We start from the raw sequence: 19,153 nt of genomic DNA, 5'->3' as shown, positions 1-19,153 counted from the left end.
GGCGGGACGGGTCAGCGCCCGGTCCGCCCCGCGGCGTCCAGCTCCTCGATCGCGGCGATCAGCGTCGCCGCGTCGTGCGGACCCTGGTGGCGCACGCCGTCCAGGAAGAAGGTCGGCGTGCCCCGGGCCCCGCTGAGGCGGGCGCTCTCGGCGTGGTCGCGGACGCGGGCGTGCAGCGACTCGTCCGCCAGGTCCGCGTCGAACTGCTCGACGTCGAGCCCGAGCTCGTCGGCGTAGCCGCGCAGGTCCTCCGCCTCGAGGCGGGACTGGTGCGCGAAGAGATGGTGGTGCATGTCCCAGAAGCGCCCCTGCCGGTGCGCGGCCTCGGCGGCGACGGCGGCCAGGTGGGCGTGCTGGTGCACGTCGTCCAGGGGCAGGTGACGCACCACGTAGCGGACCCGGCCGTCGAGCTCGTCGCGCAGGTCGCGCCACATGCCGGTGGCGCGGGCGCAGAACGGGCACTCGTAGTCCAGGTACTCGACGATCGTGTGCGGGGCGTCGGGCTCGCCCTGGACGTGGTCGTGACGGGGGTCCACCGGGGGGTCGAGCGTCGTCGGCAGGTCGGCGGTCTCCTCGCCCCACCGCACACGGGCCAGCCGGAACAGCGCCCAGGCGACCAGCGAGGCGAGGACGAGCGCCAGCAGCACGCCGACCGTGGCGGCCTGCACCTGCGACTCGTCGTCGAAGGCGAGGCCGATCACCAGCAGGGACACGGTGAACCCGATGCCGGACAGCGCCGCGCCGCCCAGCACGCTGCCGGGGCCGACGCCGTCGGGCAGCGTCCCCAGCCCGGCCTTGACCGCCGCCCAGGTCCCCAGGCTGATGCCCACCAGCTTGCCGATCACCAGGCCGCCGACGACTCCCCAGGTGATGGACGAGGCGAGCGCCTCGCCGAGCGCGCCGCCCCGGAGGTCGATCCCGGCGTTGGCCAGGGCGAACAGCGGCACGACGACGACGTTCACCGGGGTGTTCAGCACCTCGTGCAGGCGATGGTTGACCGAGATCGACCGGGAGAGCCCGAGGTGGACGTCCCGGGCGACGCTCGCGCTGGGCGACTGCCAGTAGGCGCGGTAGAGGTTCTTCGTGCGCACGACGTCGGCCCGCCGGGTCAGGGCGGCCGGGACCAGCAGACCGGCGAGCATCCCCGCGATGGAGGGGTGGACACCGGCCTGCATCGTGGCGCCCCAGAGGACGACGACGACCAGCACGTAGGGGGTGCTGCGCCACTCACGCATCCGCCCGAGCAGCCACAGCGCCCCGAGGCACGCGGCCGCGATCAGCAGCGGACCGATCCGGACGTCCTCGGAGTAGACGACGCCGATGATCGTCACCGCCAGGAAGTCGTCCACCACGGACAGGGTCAGCAGGAAGACCCGCAGCTGGTTGGACATCCGTGGCCCCACCAGGGCCAGCACCCCGAGCAGGAACGCCGTGTCGGTGCCGACGACGGCGCCCCATCCCTCGGGTGCCGCGCCGCCGGCGATCGCCAGGTAGATCAGGGCCGGGACGACGACGCCGGCCGTGCCCGCCACCAGCGGGACGAGTCGCTGGCTGCGCCGTCGCAGCGACCCGACCGACAGCTCCTGGCGGACCTCCAGACCCACGACGAAGAAGAACAGCACCATCAGCCCGTCGTTGACCCAGTGGTGCAGGTCCATGTCGAAGGCCAGGTCGCCGATCTCGAGGTTGACCGCGGTCTCCCACAGCGCCGAGTACGCCCCGGAGAGCGGCGAGTTTGCCCACAGCAGCGCGAGCAGCGTGACCGACAGCAGCAGCACGGCCGCGCCGGTGTCGGTGCGCAGCCGCTGAGTCAGGTCGAGGCGGGCCATGCGGTCTCCTTCAGGGGGCTGTCGGGAGCGTACGACGGCGGTGCGCGCGGCGCAGGCCCGCTCAGCCGAGCGGCCGGACGACGAGCGCCTGCGCCAGCCGGCCGAACGGCCCGGCGGTGTCGTGCAGGACGGAGGCGGTCGTCCCGGTCCCGCCCGCGCCGAACGTCACGGTGGTGTCCAGGCCGAGCCACCCGTCCGTCGGGTGCCGGAACAGGTGGGCGGTGAGGTCCAGGTTGGGGTAGGCGACCCGGCGGGGGTCGGCGCGGACGGTCATGCCGTTCGCGACGTCGAGCAGGCCGGCGGTCCGTGCGAGGGCGCCGACCTCCTCGTCCTCGACGAGGGGGACGTCCGTGCGCACCCATGCCGTGCCGCGACCGGGTCCGGCGAGGGTCCGTCGGACGTCGAGCGAGGAGATGAAACCGCCGGGCCAGTCCGTCGTCGGGTCCCACGAGGGGGTCTCGTCGGGTCCGGGGACCGCCGACGGCGCGCCGTCCGCGAGCTCGGTCGTGTCCGCGCGGCCGGCGAGCCAGGCTCGCAGCGTGGCGACCGTGCGGCCGGCGCACGACACCTCCGACTCGACGAGCTCGACCCCGCGTCCGGGGCGGAGCACGCGCACGGCGGTGTCCATGGGCGCCAGGGGGTACGGGCCCCAGACGTCGAAGGTGAGGCGGACCGGTGCGAGGTCGTCGCGTCCGCGGGCGGTGCGGTCGGTCTCGACGAGATGGGTGAGCAGACCGAACGTGGGTGCCACGTGCTGCTCGTCGGTGCGCCAGGCCCCGCCCACGAGGTCGGTCGGGGCGAAGGTCGAGGCGTCGGTGCGTCGGAAGTAGGCCATGGCGGCCATCCTGGCAGGGGCCGTCCCGCCCCGGGGGCGCGACGGCCCGGGACGCCGTCAGGGCGTCCCGGGCCGTCGACGTCACGGTGTCACAGGCGCACGAGGACCTTGATCTTCTCGCGCGAGTCCATGAGCCGGTAGCCCTCGGCGACGTCGTCGAGGGAGACCTCGGCGTCGAAGACCTTGCCGGGCTCGATGGTGCCGTCGAGGACCTGCGGGATGGCGGCCTCGAGGTAGGCGCGCACCGGCGCGGGCCCACCGTTGAGGGTGACGTTCTTGCCGAACAGCGACATGAACCCGACGGGGGCCTCCTCGTACTGGGGCACGCCGACGCGGGAGATGACGCCCCCGGGGCGGACCACGCCGTACGACTGCTCGTAGGCGGGCATGTGGCCGACGGCCTCGAGCACGACGTGCGAGCCCTCGCCGCCGGTGAGCTCCATGACCTTCGCGATGCCCTCCTCGCCGCGCTCGGCGACGACGTCGGTGGCACCCCACTCGCGGCCGAGGTCGGTGCGGTCCTTGTGGCGGCCCATGAGGATGATCGTCGAGGCACCCATCTGCTTCGCCGCGAGGACGGCGGAGAGGCCGACGGCGCCGTCACCGATCACGGTGACGGTCTGGCCCGGCTGCACCTTGGCCATGAAGGCGGCGTGGTAGCCGGTCAGGTACACGTCGGACAGCGTGAGCAGGGAGGGCAGCAGGGCCTCGTCGACGTCGTCCGGGATCTGCACCAGCGTGCCGGAGGCCTGCGGGACGCGGAGCTTCTCGGCCTGGGCCCCGGAGAAGAACCCGCCGTGGGAGCAGGCGGTCTGGAAGCCGTCCCGGCAGACGGAGCAGGTGTTGTCCGCGTAGGCGAACGGGACGACGACGTGGTCGCCGACGGAGACGCCGGTGACGTCGTCCCCGATCTCCTCGACGACGCCGATGGCCTCGTGGCCCATCGGGACGCCCTGCTCCGAGGCGGGCATGGAGTGGTAGGGGTGCAGGTCGGACCCGCACACGCAGGCCAGGGTGACGCGGACGACCGCGTCGGTCGGCTCCTGGATCGTCGGGGCCGGCAGGTCCTCGACGCGGACGTCGCCGGCGCCGTAGATGACGGATGCGCGCATGGTGGTGCGTACCTCTCGTTCGGTGGGGGACGTGGTGTCGGACGACGGATGACGTCGACCGCCGACGGCGACGCTAGGCGGCCTCGCCGGTCCGAGACAGTCACTGTCAGTACATGCTCCGGCGGTCCCCCTCAGGGGCCGACGGGTCGGTGGCCGCCCGCCCGGTCGGCGGCCGCGGTGGCGGTGACGGTGGCGCGCCGGACCGCGAGGCGGCGCCGAGGGCGAGGCCGACCAGGGCGCCGCCGACGTTGGCGACGATGTCGCGGGGGTCCGACAGCCGGTTGGCCAGCGGGATCTGGGCGACCTCGACGGCACCGGTGAGCAGCACGGCGGCGGCCAGCCCCCACGCCCCGCGGAACCGCGCGGCCAGCAGGCCGGCCGGGACGAACAGCAGGATGTTGAGGACGAACTCGCGTGCCGTCCCTGTGGTCCACGTGGCGGACGAGAGCCAGGCGGCGGGGTTGAGCACGCCGAACGGCACCTGGTCGACCTCCCGGCCCCACGGCCGGGGCGTGAGGGTGAGCAGGGCCAGGAACCCCAGGTACGTCAGGGCGGTCAGGGCCCACGTCACGTCTCGCGCGGCAGGGTCGCGCCGAGGGGTCTCGCTGCGGTCGTCCATGGCTCGACGCTAGGAAGGTTCCCGGCCGGCCGACAGGTCCTGTCGGTACACCTCTCGTCGGGAACTCCTCGACGAGAGCCGGCCGTGGTCGGGTGGTGTTCTCACCACGGCGGAATCATTCCGCGCCCCGGGTGTTGTCACCCGTGAAGCCTGTGGCCGCCGCCACCCCCGACCCCTCGAGGAGCCCCATGACGATCGCCACGACCCGACCGGAGACCGACGCGCTGCCCACCGGTGGCGTCGTCCACCTGCTCGGCGAGGAGGTCCCGGCCCCGGCGTGGCTCGTCCAGGTCGGTGACGACGTCTACCTGCGCTTGGCCGAGCCCCGTCCCGTCGTCGACGCCCGCGGTCGCGGTCGCGTCCGGGTCGGCGGCGCGGAGCACTTCGTCGTGCTGAGCGAGGTCGCGCCGGAGATGCACGACGCGCTCGACGACGCCTTCCGCGCCACCTACGGCCGGTGCCGCCCGGAGCAGGTCGCCGCGATGGTGTCCGACGACGCCGCCGCCTCGACGTACCGGCTGCGGCAGCGCCGTCCGACCGTCGCCGAGCGCGTCGCGGACCGGCTGGGCGCCTGGCAGCAGCGGGCCCGGGTCGCGCGGGACGTGGCGGTCACGGACCGCACGCCGTGCCCGTGCTCGGCCTGACCGGACGCGCCGGGCCCGGCCGACCCGACCGCTGCCGGTCAGGAGCCGGCGACCTCGAGCTGCAGGACCCGGTCGTCGTCCGGCCCGGGTGAACCCCGCCCGTCGGTGTTGTTGGTGACGATCCACAGCTCGCCGTCCGGCGTGACGACGGCGTCGCGCAGTCGGCCCTCGTCCTCGACGACGACGGCGGAGGTCGACGGGTCGTCGACCGGTACGGCCCGCAGCACCTCGCCGCCCAGGTTCGCGACGAACAGCGTGCCGTCCAGGTGGGCCAGCCCGCTGGGGCTGGCGTCGCCGGGCCGCCACTGCTGGACCGGGTCGACGTACCCCTCGGCGCCGGCGACGCCCTCGACCTCCGGCCAGCCGTAGTTCGCGCCCGGCTCGACGACGTTGAGCTCGTCCCAGGTGTTCTGCCCGAACTCGGTCGCGAACAGCGTGCCGTCGTCGGCCCACGCCAGCCCCTGCACGTTGCGGTGGCCCAGGCTGTAGACGAGCGAGCCCGGGAAGGGGTTGTCGTCCGGAGGCCCGCCGTCGGGCGTCATCCGCAGGATCTTGCCGGCGAGCGAGTCCGGGTCCTGCGCCCGGTCCGGGTCCCCGGCGTCGCCGGTGGTGGCGTAGAGCATCCCGTCGGGGCCGAACGCGAGCCGTCCGCCGTCGTGGAAGCGGGCAGCGGGGATGCCGTCGACCAGGGTGACGGGGTCACCCAGCGTGAAGGCGCCGGGCTCCCCGTCCAGGGTGTACCGCTGGATCCGGTTGCCGTCGCTCGTCGTGGAGTAGACGTACAGACGGCGGTCGTGGGCCGCGAGACCGAGCAGCCCCGCCTCGCCCGCGGTGTCGACGCCGGCCACGACCCCGACCTCCCGGGCCGCGCCGTCGTCGGCGAGCTCGAGGATCCGCGCGCTGTCGCGCTCGCTGACCAGCGGGGTGCCCTCGACGAACGTCACGGACCACGGGGCGGCCAGCCCGGTCGCGACCGTCGACGCCTCGCCGGTGGGGGAGGCGGGCAGCGAGCTCGCGGCGCTCTCCGGGGCGGCGCCGTCGGAGCCGCCGCCGTCGTCCGACGCGTTGCACGCGGCCAGCAGCAGTCCGGCCAGCACGCTGGCGGCAGCGGCCCGGGACGGTGTCGTCGGCACGTGTCACTCCTGGCGGTCGATCCTCGCGGCCGATCCTGCCCGACCGCCGTCGGCAGCGCACGCGCAGGCCCTGACCTGGTGCGCGCCGGACGTGCTGCGCGGGACGCGAGCATCGGGCACTATATGTCTCCGGTCCGCGGAGAAGACGCGGCCCAGGGAGAGACCGAGTGAGGATGCCTGTGGACGACCAGCAGACCCAGGGCGGCGTGCACGCCGACCCCGAGCGTGCCCACTGGACGATGTGGGGTGAGGTCGACGCAGCGGTGAAGAAGCGCGTCGGCGAGGAGCTCGAGGCGCACCTGGCCGCCACCGCCGACGAGCCGCTGACGGTGAGCCTCGCCGACGTGACCTTCATCGACTCCGGTGGGCTCCGGCTGCTCTACCTGGCCGCGGAGGCCAAGCCCACCCCGCCGGTGCTCACGGGCGTCCCGGATCGTGTGCTCGATCTACTGAAGCTGAGCGGTGTGGATACGCTGTTCGTTCTCGCGGACTGAAGGAGGCGAGATCGTGGACACCAGGATCACCGCCGCGCCCGCGCCCGACGGGTTCCGCGAGGTCAGGTCGTGGCCGCTCCTGACGATCGACGAGATCGCCGCGCTGCGGGGCGATCTCGAGGCGAACCTTCCCGTCGCGCGGGGCACGAGTCTCGACGAGGTGCCCGAGTCGGTCCTGCTCGTCGCGAGCGAGCTGGCGACCAACGCGATCGAGCACGGCGGCGGCCCGGCGGCCGTGCGGCTGCTCGCCCGGGAGGGGGAGTTCCTCCTCGACGTCGCCGACCGGACCCCGTCCTGCGCACCGCAGGTCGCCGAGGACCCCTCCGCCCGCGGTGGCTTCGGCCTGCTGCTGGCCGCCCGGCTGGCCGACGCGGTCGGCTGGTACGCCACGAACGCCGGGAAGCACGTCTGGGCGAGGTTCACGGCGGCCCGGCGGGAGCCGGTCGTCCCGGCCTGACGGGCGTCCCGGCGCGCTGACGGTCCGGCTCAGTCGCGCCGCACGACGACGGCGGTGGCGTCGTCGTCCGAGTCCGGGTCGCGGACGAGCCGGACGAGAGCAGACGCTCCCGGGCCGTCCTCGCTGGCCCGGCGCAGCCGCTCCAGGGAGTCGACGATCGACTCGTCGCGGCGTTCGACCAGGCCGTCGCTGAACAGCACCAGCGACCCGCCCGGCGCGACCTGCGCCGTCCCCGTGCGCGCCTCGCGGCGGCCCACCCCCAGCGGAGGGGTGCCCAGCGCCTCGGCGACGACGGCGCCGTCGGGACCGACCACGACGGGCGGCGGGTGACCCGCGGTCACGTACTGCGCCGCTCCGGTCTCCGGGTCGAGCACCGCGACGACCAGCGTGGCGACCTGGCCGGGCAGGGTGGAGCGCAGCAGCTGGTCGACCTGCTCGACCGCCTGCCCGGCGGTGCTGCCGGTGACCAGCAGGGCGCGCAGCGCGTTGCGCAGCTGACCCATCGTGGCGGCGGCGGAGAGGCCGTGCCCCGAGACGTCGCCCACGACGACGGCGAGCCGGTCGTCGGTGAGCATGAGCGCGTCGTACCAGTCCCCACCGGCCAGGCCGCCGCCCGAGGGCTCGTAGACCGCGTCGATGGTCCACCCCTCGACGGTCGGCAGCTCGGTGGGCAGCAGGCTGCGCTGGAGTGTCGCGGCGGCGCGGATGTCCCGCCGGCCGCGCAGCAGCAGGCCTTCGCCGAGGTAGGAGCGCAGCGAGGTCGCCACGTCGATCTCGTCGTCGGTCCACGCCTCGCTGGTGCCGCGGACGATCTCGCGCCATCGGGCGAAGGACTTGCGGGGGGAGAGGCGCACGGTGTCGCCCTCGCGGCGCGCGATCGCCTTGTTGCGCGGGTCGCCGCCCCAGTCGACGCTCTGGACGACCTCGCGGCGCAGCCACACGGCCACGGCCCCGCCGGGAACGACGAGCGCCAGCATGCCCGCGGCGTCGGGCACGAGGGTCGCCAGCTCGGGTTCCTGGCGCGCGAGGCGGTCGGTGACCAGCACCTCGACGTCCAGCTCGGCCAGCGCGTGGGCCAGCCGGCGGCAGACCTCCTCCTCGGGTGCGTCGCCCTGCCGTTCGACACGGCCCTCGGCCACGACGAACGCGGCGTCCGCGTCGACCAGGTCCAGCAGACCCGGGTCGCCGGTGAGGGCGCTGGTCAGGGGGACGTCGTCATCGCGCGTGACGGCCACCAGACGCGCCAGGACGCCGGCCGAGCGGCGCGCGGCCGAGGCGCGGTCGTCCTCGGCCTGGGTCACGAGCCGGGCGGACAGGGTGGAGCCGAGGAACTCGGCGGCGGCGCGCGCCGCGTAGGACGGCGCGTGCGGGCCGCTGTAGTGGTGGCAGGCGATGAGCCCCCACAGCCGGCCGTCGCGGAGCAGGGAGATCGACATCGAGGCGTCGACGCCCATGTTCTGCAGGTACTCGACGTGGATCGGGGAGACGCTGCGCAGCGTGCCGTAGGTGAGGTCGAGCGGCCGGCCGCTGACCGGGTCGTCGGTGGGGACGACGTCGGCCGGGCGGTAGCCGACGTCGGCGATGAGCCGGATCCAGTTCTTCTCGTACAGCGCGCGGGCCTGCGGGGGGATGTCCGAGGCCGGGTAGTGGAGGCCGAGGAACGGGTTGAGGTCGTCCCGGCGGGCCTCGGCGACGACCTCGCCGTTGTAGTCGGGGTCGAAGCGGTAGAGCATCACGCGGTCGAAGCCGGTGAGCTCGCGCACCCGGCGCACCGCGACGTCGTAGAGCTGCTGCAGCGAGCTGGCCCGGTCGAGCTCGGTCAGGGCGTCGCGCACGGGTTCGAAGGTGCTCGTGTAGGTCAGCGAGGTGGGGCCGGAGAAGGGCTCGAGCTCGACGACCAGGACCGCGGGGCGGCCGTCGAGGGCGGAGTCGGGGGCGTGGTGCAGCACGGCCTCGAACCGCCGGGGCGACCCGTGGACGGCGATGTCGATCTCGACGGGGTTGCGCAGGCGGGGGTCGTCCACGCTCGCGACGTGCGTCAGGAGCGTCCGGGCGGCCTCGTCGCCGACGGCGGTGGCGAGCGGGGCGCCGAGGACCGTGCCGAGGTCGACGCCGAGGACGTCCGCGACGTTCTCGGTGCACTGGTGGACGAGCCCGTCGTCGGTCCGCAGCGCGAGCAGCACCCCGCGCGGCTGGATCCGCCCGGGGATGTGGATGGGCTCGCGCGCGCAGTTGTCGAGGTCGACCGCCTCACCGGGAGCCAGGAACCCCTGCTCGGTCACACCCACCTCCGATGGTTCGTCCGAAGGCACGAGGATACGGGTGCCGGGGGCACCTCACGAGCCGACGCGACGTGCGCCGCGCCACGGTCCGGACGGCCGCGGGGATCAGCCCCGGCGGCGGGCCGCGGTGAAGTAGCGGGCGACGGCGAACGCCGTGGCCAGACCGCTCGCCACGGTGACGGCCGTGTCCACCCGCGTCCGGGGACGGGACCCCCCGACGCCCCGGAGCAGCGCACCGCCCACGAGGGCGTTGAGGCCGCCCCACACGACGTTCTCGACCGGGGTCGAGTCCCCGACGCCCGGCGGGTCCGCGAACGGGCTCGGGAAGGGCTCGCCGGCCAGGCCGTGCACCGTGTGCGGGACGGCGTTGACCAGCAGCGCCGCGCCGAGGGCGTGGGCGAGGAGGCCGGGTACGGAGGTCTGCGGCGTCGTCGTCATGGCGGCACGCTATCGGCGCGGGCCGCGGTTGCGGGTCAGCCGAGCAGGGCGTTGCCGTACCGCAGCAGGACCGCGGCGACCAGGAGGATGATCCATGCCGCGGTGAGGTAGACGTCGGCGTCGATGCGGACCATCGACAGGGCCCAGCGCTGCACCCGCCGGGGCAGGTACAGGTTGTTCTCCATGACGTTCCAGTGCAGGAGGGTCATGAAGACGACGGTGGTGGACAGCGTCACGAGCAGGCACCACGGGCACAGCGCGTGGATGACGAAGTACGACTGCGCGAACAGCCAGTAGGCGAAGAGCAGCCCGATCGTGTAGACGCCCTGCGCCGCGGCCATGAACCAGCGGGGGAACTGGACGCCGCCGAGGCCGGCGACCGCGATCGTGATGACCACCGGTTCGGCGATCAGCCCGAGGAAGGCGTTGGGGAACCCGAGCAGCTGCGCCTGCCACGACAGCGCGACGCTGCCGCAGGAGAGCACCGCGTTGATGTCGCAGGACAGCTCCGTGCCGGGGTCCGCCGCCAGCACGACGGCGTCGATCGACAGCACCAGGGAGGCGGTCAGGCTGATCAGCGCGGAGAACAGCATCCCGCCGAACACCCACGTGCGGGAGTGGCGGCGACCGGGCGGCTGCGAGACCTCGCGTGGCTCCATGGGAGGAAGCCTAGGAGCCCGCGGGGGCCTCGTGTCACCACTTCGGCGCAGGTCAGGCTGATCGTGAGGCAGGTCACGTTCGCATCGTCGAATCGGTTCGCAAACGTTGAAAAGTCTCGGTGAAATAACGGGGGTTGCGTGACCTGAAGCCCACCGGCTACTGTCGAACCGGTTCGCAACAAGGAGGCGCAGTGGCCACCATCGGTGACGTTGCCAAGGTCGCGGGAGTGTCCCGCAGCACGGCGTCGTACGCACTGTCCGGCAAGCGGGCGATCTCGCACGACGTCCGTCGTCGTGTCGAGGACGCCGTCCGGCAGCTCGGGTACACGCCGAACGCCGGCGCGCGCGCCCTGGCCACCTCGCAGACGCGGGTGATCGGTCTCCTCGCCCAGTTCTTCGACGACGAGTTCGCCCCCGCGATGATGCAGTACATCCGCGGCGTGACCGACACCGCCCGCGAGCTCGGGTACGACACCCTGCTGGTCTCCGAGGCCGACGGCCCGAACGCCCTGCGCCGCATCACCGACTCGCGCATGGTCGACGGCGTCGTCCTGCTGAACGTCGCCGAGCAGGACGACCGGCTGCCCGTGCTGCGCACCGCCGGCGCCCCGGGCGCCCTGGTCGGCCTGCCGCGCGACACGACCGGCGTCGACGTCTTCGACCTCGACTTCGAGGAGGCCGGCCGCGCGATGGTCGACCATCTCGCCGCGCTGGGGCACCGCGCGCTGCTGCTCGTCTCCCAGCCCGACCACGTCGTCGAGCGCGGCGGTGCGTACGTGTGGCGTCTGCGCGACGCCGCCGTCGCCCAGGCCGCGCTGCGCGGGGTGCGCCTGCACACCGCGTCCGCCGCCGCGCACCAGCCGCAGGTCGGGTCCGACCTGCGCACGCTGCTCGAGCAGCACCCCGACGTCACCGGGCTGCTGCTCAACAACGAGGCCGCCGCGGCAGCACTGCCCAGCGTCCTGCAGACCCGCGGGCTCTCCGTCCCGGCCGACCTCTCGGTCGTCGGCCGCTTCTCGGACGAGTTCGCCCGCAACTTCTCGCTGCCGTACTCCTCCGTGGAGAGCGCCCCCGACCGGTTGGGGAGCATGGCCGTGCGCCAGCTCGTCCGCCGCATCGAGGGTGGCGGCGAGGTGACCGAACCGCACGTCGTCCGGTACATCACGCCGGAGATCGTGGACCGAGGAAGTACGGACCGACCGCGCGTCTGACGCGCGGCCGGTCCGCTCCGCCCGCTGCCACGGGCGGGTACGACACCCACTCACGGAGATGAATTCAAGGAGGAGTACCGTGATGCGAAAGTACACCCTGCGGGGTGCCGGGATCCTGGGGGTCACCGGCCTCACGTTCGCGCTGGCCGCCTGCGGATCCAGCGACGACGGCTCGACCGGCGCCGACGGCGGCGAGTCCGGTGACGCGCCGGGCGGCACCTACACCTGGTGGGACCCGTACCCCCAGCACGACGGCTCCTCCGACTGGGAGGCCCGCGTGCAGGCCTGCGGTGAGGACGCCGGCGTCACCATCGAGCGCACCGCGTACGACACGACCGCGCTGACCAACCAGGCGCTGCTGTCGGCCCAGGAGGGCACGTCGCCCGACGTCATCCTCATCGACAACCCGGCCGTGTCCACGCTCGCCGACACCGGCATGCTGACCACGGTCGACGAGTTCGGGCTGGACACGTCCTCGATCGACCAGAACCTGCTGGACGCGGGCGTCGTCGACGGGAACGCCTACGGCATCCCCATCGGCGCCAACACGCTCTCGCTGTACTACAACGCCGAGATCCTGGACGAGGCCGGTGTCGACCCCGCGTCGATCACCGACTGGGACTCGCTGACCGCCGCCCTCGAGCAGGTCACCGGCGCCGGGAGCAAGGGCATCACCTTCTCCGCCATCGGAACCGAGGAGGGCACCTTCCAGTTCCTCCCGTGGTTCTGGGGCTCCGGTGCCGACCTGAGCCAGCTCGACTCGCCGGAGGCCGTCGAGGCCCTCGAGCTGTGGAAGGGCTGGCTGGACGAGGGCTACGCGCCCAACACCGTGATCAACAACTCCCAGAACACCGTCTGGGAGGAGTTCCTCACCGGTGACTTCGCGTTCGCGGAGAACGGCACCTGGCAGGTCAACAGCGCCGCCGAGGCCGAGTTCGAGACCGGTCTGGTCCAGCTCCCGGCCAAGGACGGCGGCGTCGCCCCCGCGCCGACCGGTGGTGAGTTCATCGTCGCGCCCGTCCAGGAGGACACCGCGCGCTACGACGTGACCCGCCAGATCGTCGAGTGCATGACGACGCCGGAGGGCTTCGTCGAGACGGCGAACACCTTCGCGTACTACATCCCGCCGACGGCCGAGGGCCAGGAGGCGCTCCTCGAGGAGAACCCCGACCTGGAGCCCTGGGTCGAGGCCGTGCAGAGCGCCAAGGGCCGCACCAGCGACGGTCTGGGGACCGACTACCCGCTGATCTCCGAGGCGCTGTGGACCGCCGTCCAGAACGCCATGTCCGGGGCGGCGACCCCGGCCGAGGCCCTCGAGACGGCGCAGGCCGACGCCGAGGCCGCCACCAGCTGACCGGCGTCCCGCCTGTCAGCCTGAACGCACCCCGCGCTCACCCCGCGTGAGCGCGGCCGTCGAGAAGGACCTCTGATGACCAGCACCCCGGCAGACGTCGGGACGCGCGGGGAGTCGCGCGGCGCGGCGGGCACCGAGCCCGCCGCGCCGTCGGCCCCCCGACGCCGACGGACGCTGAGCTCGAGCCAGTGGGCCGCGGTCGGCTTCGCCGCACCGCTCCTGGTGTACCTCGTGCTCTTCTACGCCTACCCGCTGATGCGGAACATCGACCTGTCGGTGCACGACTACACGATCCGCGCGTTCGTGCAGGGCAACGCCGAGTTCGTGGGGCTGCAGAACTACGTCGACGTGTTCAGCTCGTCGACGTTCCCGACAGCCCTGTGGAACACGGCCGTGTTCACCTTCGGGTCGATCGCCTTCCAGTTCACGCTCGGCCTCGCCCTGGCCGTGTTCTTCAAGTCGAGCTTCCGGCTCTCGACCACCCTGCGGGCCATGTTCCTCGTGCCCTGGCTGCTGCCGCTGATCGTGTCGGCCTCCACGTGGGCCTGGATGCTCAACAGCGAGAACGGCATCGTCAACTCGGTGATCACGGCCTTCGGCGGCGAGCAGATCAACTGGCTCACCGACCCCGACACGGCGCTGCTGTCCGTGACGATCGCCAACATCTGGCTCGGCATCCCGTTCAACCTGGTCATCCTGTACTCGGGGCTGCAGAACATCCCCGGGGACGTCTACGAGGCCGCGTCCCTCGACGGCGCCGGTGCCTGGCGGCAGTTCTGGTCCATCACCTTCCCGCTGCTGCGCCCGGTGTCCGCGATCACGATCCTGCTCGGGCTGATCTACACGCTCAAGGTCGTCGACGTCATCTGGGTCATGACGACGGGCGGGCCGGGCGACTCGTCCACGACGCTCGCCATCTGGTCCTACCGGGAGGCGTTCGGCACGGGGCAGCCCGACTTCTCGCCGGCCGCCGCCGTCGGCAACCTGCTCATCGTCATCGCGCTGGTGTTCGGGTTCCTGCACCTGCGCCTCCAGCACCGACAGGAGGCCACGTCATGACCGAGCGCAAGGTCTGGTGGAAGACGGCTCTGGGTCTCGTCTTCACCGCGCTGATGCTGTTCCCCGTCTACTGGATGGTGAACGTCTCCTTCACCCAGACGCGCGACCTGCGCGCGGACCCGCCCCACTGGTTCCCCTGGGACCCCACCTTCGAGGGCTACGAGGCGGTGTTCGCCCAGCAGCTGCCCGCACTGGGCACCAGCCTGCTCATCGGGCTCGGCTCGGTGCTGCTCACCGTGGTGATCGCCGCTCCGGCCGGCTACGCGCTGGCGCTGCTGCACCTGCGGGGCGGCCGCACGCTGAACTTCCTGCTGCTGGTGGCGCAGATGATCCCCGCCGTCGTCATGGCGATGGGCTTCTACGCCGTCTACAACAACCTCGGGCTGCTCAACACGATCCCGGGGCTGATCGTGGCCGACTCGACGATCGCGGTGCCGTTCGGCGTGCTGCTGTTCACGGCGTTCATGTCCGGCATCCCGCGCGAGCTGCTGCAGGCCGCGCGGGTCGACGGGGCGGGGGCGTGGCGCACCTTCTGGGAGATCGTCATGCCGATGTCGCGCAACTCGGTCCTGACGGTGTCGCTGTTCGCGTTCCTGTGGGCCTGGTCGGACTTCATCTTCGCCTCGACGATCAACCGCAACGGCGATCTCATCCCGATCACCCTGAGCATCTACAACTACATCGGCAACAACACGACGCAGTGGAACGCGATCATGGCGACGGCCGTCGTCGCCTCGATCCCGGCGGCGATCCTCCTGGTGATCGCCCAGCGCTACGTCGCCGCGGGTGTGACCGCGGGCGCCATCAAGGACTGAGACGTGACCGAACCGACGATGACCGACACCACCCCGGCGTCCGTGCTGGCGCGCCCGGTGGTCCCCGCACCGACCTCCGGTGCGACATCTCGCGGGCTGGGCCTCGGCGAGGCCCACCTGCGCGGCGGGTTCTGGGGCGAGCTCCAGACGACCAACACCGCGGCGACGTTCGACCACTGCCTGCAGTGGATGGAGCACCTGGGCTGGCTGGCGAACTTCGACCGCGTGGCCTCCGGCACGACGTCGACGGAGCGTCCGGGCTGGCAGTTCTCGGACTCCGAGGTCTACAAGCTCCTCGAGGGGCTGGCCTGGGAGTTCGGGCGCACGAAGGACCCGCGGGTCGACGCCACCGTGCGTGCGCTGACCGAGCGGATCGCCGCGGCGCAGGACGAGGACGGCTACCTCAACACCTGCTACGGCCACGCCGAGCAGCAGCCCCGCTGGAGCGACATGGCCATGGGCCACGAGCTGTACTGCGTGGGCCACCTGCTGCAGGCGGCGGTGGCGCGGTACCGGACGGTGGGCGACGACCCGCTGGTCGAGGTCGCTCGCCGGGCGGCCGACCAGGTCTGCGCCGAGTTCGGTCCCGACGGACGCGACGGCCTGTGCGGGCACCCGGAGATCGAGGTCGGTCTGGCCGAGCTCGGCCGGGCGCTCGGCGAGCCGCGGTACACGGCCCAGGCCGGCCTGTTCCTGGACCGGCGCGGCCACGGCAGGCTCGCCCCGATCCCGCTGCTCGCCCCGACCTACTACCAGGACGACGTCCCGGTGCGGGAGGCCGACGTCTGGCGCGGCCACGCCGTGCGGGCCCTGTACCTGGCCGCCGGCGCGGTGGACGTCGCCCTGGACACCGGTGACGCCGAGATGCTCTCGGCCGTGCAGCGCCAGTGGGACCGCACCGTGGAGCGTCGCACGTACCTCACCGGCGGCATGGGCTCGCGCCACCAGGACGAGGGATTCGGCGACGACTGGGAGCTGCCGCCGGACCGCGCCTACTGCGAGACCTGCGCGGGCATCGCCTCGGTGATGGTCTCGTGGCGGCTCCACCTCGCCACGGGAGACGTCCGGTACGCCGACCTCATGGAGCGCACGTTCTTCAACGTCGTGGCGACCTCGCCCCGGGGTGACGGCCGCGCGTTCTTCTACGCCAACCCGCTGCACCAGCGCGAGGCGGGCGAGGACGTGCCGATGGACGCGGAGAACCCGCGGGCCGAGGGCGGCGTGCGCGCCCCCTGGTTCGAGGTCTCCTGCTGCCCCACGAACATCGCCCGCACGTTGGCGTCGTGGCACACCTACCTGGCCGCGGTCGACGGTGACACCGTCTCGCTGGTGCAGTACGCCGCGGCCGACCTGCGGGTCGCCCTCGACGACGGTGCCGCCGTGGCGCTGGCGGTGTCCACCGACTACCCGGTCTCCGGCCGGGTCACGGTGGACGTCACCGAGGCGCCCGGACGTCCCGTCACGCTCCGGCTGCGGGTGCCGCACTGGGCCGACGGCGCGACCGTGAGCACCGACGGCGGCGCCCCCCGCGCCGTCGCGCCCGGCTGGGCGGACGTGACGGTGGCGACCGGCAGCACCGTGGTGCTGGAGCTGCCCGTGGCGCCGCGGCTGACCTGGCCGGACCCGCGGGTCGACGCCGTGCGCGGGTGCGTCGCCGTCGAGCGGGGGCCGCTGGTGCTCTGCCTGGAGTCCACGGACCTGCCCGACGGTGTCGACATCGACCGGGTCCGGATGGACACGTCGGTCGCCCCGGTCACCGCCGGGGACGGGGCGCAGGTGCGCGCGGTCGTGCTGCCGGACTTCGCCCAGCCCGCCGGGCGTCCGCCGTTCGGCCCCCCGGCGCCGCCGGCGGGCGGCGAGCCGGTCGACCTGCCGATGGTCCCGTACCACCGGTGGGCCGAGCGCGGACCCTCGACCATGCGCGTCTTCCTGCCCACCGCCTGACCACCCGCGCCCCGTTCCCGCACCGTCGTCGAAGGAGACCACGTGACCACACCACCTGTCCCCGGTGACCTGTCCCTGCAGGTCGACGGCGCGCGGCTGACCTGGCGCGGCGAGGGCGAGACGCTGGTCGTCGAGCCGTGGGGCGCCGACGCCGTCCGCGTGCGCTCGACGCTGCAGGGCGACGTCGAGGACGCCGACTGGGCGCTGCTCGCGCCGGCGGCGTCCGACGCCCGCGTCGAGACGCGCGCTGACGGGGCGACCCTGACGGTCGGCCGGCTGCGGGTCGAGCTCACGGTGGCCGCCTGGTTCCACGAGATCGTGGGGTACGAGGTGACCCGGTGCGACCTGGCGTTCTACGACGCCGTCGACGGCCGCCCGCTCCTGCGCGAGCAGGACCGGGGCGGGTCGCTCAACCTCACCGCCCGCCGGCTGCGGCCACGGCTCGGCGGGGACCTTGAGCTCACGGCGTCCTTCGAGACTCCGGCCGACGAGAAGCTCTACGGCATGGGCCTGTACCAGCAGGACCTGCTGGACCTGAAGGGCTCCACCCTGGAGCTGGCCCACCGCAACTCCCAGGCGAGCGTGCCGTTCGTGCTGTCCAGCGCGGGCTACGGGTTCCTGTGGCACAACCCGGCCGTGGGCCGGGCGACCTTCGGGCGCAACCGGACCGAGTGGACCGCGGAGTCGACGCGCCAGCTCGACTACTGGGTGACGGCGGGGGACTCCCCGGCGGCGATCACGCGGGCGTACGCGGACGCCACCGGCCACGCCCCGATGATGCCGGAGCGGGGTCTGGGGTTCTGGCAGTGCAAGCTGCGCTACACCTCGCAGGACGAGCTCCTGGCGGTCGCGCGCGAGCACACGCGGCGCGGGCTGCCGCTGGACGTGATCGTCGCGGACTTCTTCCACTGGCCCCGCATGGGCGACTTCCGGTTCGACGAGGAGTTCTGGCCGGACCCGCAGGCGATGGTCGACGAGCTGGCCGAGATGGGCGTCGAGCTCATGGTGTCGGTCTGGCCGCAGATCGCCACGACGTCGGAGAACTACTCCCACCTGCGGCGGAACAACCTGCTGGTCCGGGCCGAGCGCGGCCCGGACGTGCACATGGCGTTCCAGGGGCCCAGCGCGTTCCTCGACGTGACGAACCCCGAGGCGCGGCGCTGGCTCTGGGACACCTGCCGGGAGAACTACGGCCGCTACGGGATCCGCACCTTCTGGCTCGACGAGGCCGAGCCCGAGTACGGCGTCTACGACTTCGACAACTACCGCTACCACGCCGGCCCGAACGTCCGGGTCGGCAACGTCTACCCGCAGCACTACGCGCGGGCCTTCGCCGAGGGGCAGCGGGCCGACGGCGAGACCGACGTGGTCAACCTGCTGCGGTGCGCCTGGGCCGGCAGCCAGCGCTACGGCGCCCTGGTGTGGTCGGGCGACATCTCCTCGACCTTCACCGACCTGCGCCGCCAGGTGGTCGCAGGCATCCACATGGGCGTGGCCGGCATCCCGTGGTTCACCACCGACATCGGCGGGTTCCACGACGGGGACGCGACCGACCCGGACTTCGGTGAGCTGCTCGTGCGCTGGTTCCAGTTCGGCGCGTTCTGCCCGGTGATGCGCCTGCACGGCGACCGGCTGCCGTACCGCGAGGTGACCGCGGCCGACGGGTCGCCGCGGCTGCGCAGCGGCGGGCCGAACGAGCTGTGGAGCTTCGGCGAGGAGGTGTACGCCGTCCTCGAGCGCTACGTCCACCTGCGCGAGGACCTGCGCGGCTACGTCCGCGAGGTCATGCGGACGGCGCACGCCGACGGCCAGCCCGCCATGCGCGGGCTCTTCCACGACTTCCCCCACGACCCGGCCTGCTGGGACGTGGCGGACCAGTTCCTGCTCGGTCGCGACCTGCTGGTCGCGCCCGTGCTGGAGGCCGGTGCCCGCGAGCGCGCGGTGTACCTGCCGGCCGGCGCGCGGTGGACCGACGCCGCGAGCGGTGCGGTGCACGACGGCGGGACCACCGTCGTCGTCGACGCACCCCTCGACGTGGTGCCGGTGTTCCTGCGCGACGGCGCGCTCGGCGACCTGGTGGGTCGGACTGCCGGACGCACTGCCGGACGGACCGCGGGGCGGTCCGGGTCCGTGACCGGGGGGACGCCGGTGGGCTGACGATCCGCCGGGGCGTGCCGTCGTCCGCCGGTCATCGAACCGGTTCGACGCAGGCCCCGGGCATCGCCACGACGACGTGACGAGAGGAGGGGACGCTGGACCCCGCCGGGG

17 protein-coding genes are annotated in these 19,153 nt (G+C 73.2%); 9 read left to right on the top strand and 8 right to left on the bottom strand.

Translation table 11 applies throughout. The features are described 5' to 3' along the window. Positions 1-11 precede the first annotated feature (11 nt). From nhaA to PO879_RS15225, 4 genes are all read right to left on the bottom strand, one after another. Positions 12-1,829 carry a Na+/H+ antiporter NhaA gene (gene nhaA / locus PO879_RS15240; RefSeq protein ID WP_278235702.1) on the bottom strand — a complete coding sequence of 606 codons (1,818 nt, stop codon included), beginning with the start codon at positions 1,827-1,829 and terminating at the stop codon, positions 12-14. Between the two features lie 61 nt (positions 1,830-1,890). Then, positions 1,891-2,664 (bottom strand): acyl-CoA thioesterase domain-containing protein, encoded by a 774-nt coding sequence (locus PO879_RS15235; protein ID WP_278235701.1) that lies wholly within the window; start codon positions 2,662-2,664, stop codon positions 1,891-1,893. Positions 2,665-2,753: 89 nt separating this feature from the next. Then, positions 2,754-3,776 (bottom strand): alcohol dehydrogenase catalytic domain-containing protein, encoded by a 1,023-nt coding sequence (locus tag PO879_RS15230; RefSeq protein WP_278235700.1) that lies wholly within the window; start codon positions 3,774-3,776, stop codon positions 2,754-2,756. 106 nt (positions 3,777-3,882) lie between these two features. Then, positions 3,883-4,395: a VanZ family protein gene (locus tag PO879_RS15225; protein WP_278235699.1), complete on the bottom strand. Its 513-nt coding sequence runs from the start codon at positions 4,393-4,395 to the stop codon at positions 3,883-3,885. Between the two features lie 188 nt (positions 4,396-4,583). Between PO879_RS15225 and PO879_RS15220 the strand changes: the two genes are divergently transcribed. Then, positions 4,584-5,039, top strand: coding sequence for a DUF2255 family protein (locus PO879_RS15220; RefSeq protein ID WP_278235698.1), 456 nt, complete (start codon positions 4,584-4,586; stop codon positions 5,037-5,039). Between the two features lie 38 nt (positions 5,040-5,077). Here the strand turns inward: PO879_RS15220 and PO879_RS15215 are convergent, their stop codons facing one another. Further along, the gene (locus PO879_RS15215) at positions 5,078-6,172 is read right to left on the bottom strand and encodes a PQQ-dependent sugar dehydrogenase (protein ID WP_278235697.1); all 1,095 of its coding nucleotides are present in this window, start codon (positions 6,170-6,172) and stop codon (positions 5,078-5,080) included. A 173-nt stretch (positions 6,173-6,345) separates the two neighbouring features. On the opposite strand from PO879_RS15215, the gene PO879_RS15210 reads away from it, so the two are divergent. Together PO879_RS15210 and PO879_RS15205 are read left to right on the top strand one after the other, a co-directional pair. Continuing rightward, on the top strand, positions 6,346-6,666 hold the full coding sequence (locus PO879_RS15210) for an STAS domain-containing protein (protein ID WP_278235696.1): 321 nt from the start codon (positions 6,346-6,348) through the stop codon (positions 6,664-6,666). 13 nt (positions 6,667-6,679) lie between these two features. Further along, positions 6,680-7,123 carry an ATP-binding protein gene (locus PO879_RS15205; RefSeq protein ID WP_278235695.1) on the top strand — a complete coding sequence of 148 codons (444 nt, stop codon included), beginning with the start codon at positions 6,680-6,682 and terminating at the stop codon, positions 7,121-7,123. A gap of 29 nt (positions 7,124-7,152) precedes the next feature. Here the strand turns inward: PO879_RS15205 and PO879_RS15200 are convergent, their stop codons facing one another. The 3 genes from PO879_RS15200 to PO879_RS15190 form a co-directional block, all read right to left on the bottom strand. Next, a complete protein-coding gene (locus tag PO879_RS15200; protein WP_278235694.1) occupies positions 7,153-9,405 on the bottom strand; it encodes a SpoIIE family protein phosphatase in 2,253 nt (750 codons plus the stop codon). A gap of 105 nt (positions 9,406-9,510) precedes the next feature. Further along, the gene (locus PO879_RS15195) at positions 9,511-9,843 is read right to left on the bottom strand and encodes a hypothetical protein (protein ID WP_278235693.1); all 333 of its coding nucleotides are present in this window, start codon (positions 9,841-9,843) and stop codon (positions 9,511-9,513) included. Between the two features lie 35 nt (positions 9,844-9,878). Then, entirely contained in the window at positions 9,879-10,502 is a 624-nt protein-coding gene (locus tag PO879_RS15190; RefSeq protein ID WP_278235692.1) for a vitamin K epoxide reductase family protein, read from the bottom strand. A gap of 191 nt (positions 10,503-10,693) precedes the next feature. Here PO879_RS15190 and PO879_RS15185 point away from each other — a divergent pair, with 191 nt between their 5' ends. From PO879_RS15185 to PO879_RS15160, 6 genes are all read left to right on the top strand, one after another. After that, positions 10,694-11,713: a LacI family DNA-binding transcriptional regulator gene (locus PO879_RS15185; RefSeq protein WP_278235691.1), complete on the top strand. Its 1,020-nt coding sequence runs from the start codon at positions 10,694-10,696 to the stop codon at positions 11,711-11,713. Between the two features lie 82 nt (positions 11,714-11,795). After that, entirely contained in the window at positions 11,796-13,067 is a 1,272-nt protein-coding gene (locus PO879_RS15180; protein ID WP_278235690.1) for an extracellular solute-binding protein, read from the top strand. 75 nt (positions 13,068-13,142) lie between these two features. Then, positions 13,143-14,126 (top strand): sugar ABC transporter permease, encoded by a 984-nt coding sequence (locus PO879_RS15175; protein ID WP_278235689.1) that lies wholly within the window; start codon positions 13,143-13,145, stop codon positions 14,124-14,126. Continuing rightward, positions 14,123-14,941 (top strand): carbohydrate ABC transporter permease, encoded by an 819-nt coding sequence (locus PO879_RS15170; RefSeq protein WP_278235688.1) that lies wholly within the window; start codon positions 14,123-14,125, stop codon positions 14,939-14,941. The genes PO879_RS15175 and PO879_RS15170 overlap by 4 nt, the downstream gene beginning before the upstream one ends. 3 nt (positions 14,942-14,944) lie before the next feature. Next, entirely contained in the window at positions 14,945-16,885 is a 1,941-nt protein-coding gene (locus PO879_RS15165; RefSeq protein ID WP_347568605.1) for a beta-L-arabinofuranosidase domain-containing protein, read from the top strand. A gap of 42 nt (positions 16,886-16,927) precedes the next feature. Further along, entirely contained in the window at positions 16,928-19,042 is a 2,115-nt protein-coding gene (locus PO879_RS15160; protein ID WP_278235687.1) for a TIM-barrel domain-containing protein, read from the top strand. The last annotated feature ends 111 nt before the right edge of the window (positions 19,043-19,153 follow it).

The sequence above is a fragment of the Isoptericola sp. AK164 genome (assembly GCF_029643425.1).
Lineage (GTDB): Bacteria > Actinomycetota > Actinomycetes > Actinomycetales > Cellulomonadaceae > Isoptericola > Isoptericola haloaureus.
The sequence above is the reverse complement of the archived record's forward strand: the minus strand, read 5'-3'. Positions and strand labels throughout refer to the sequence as shown.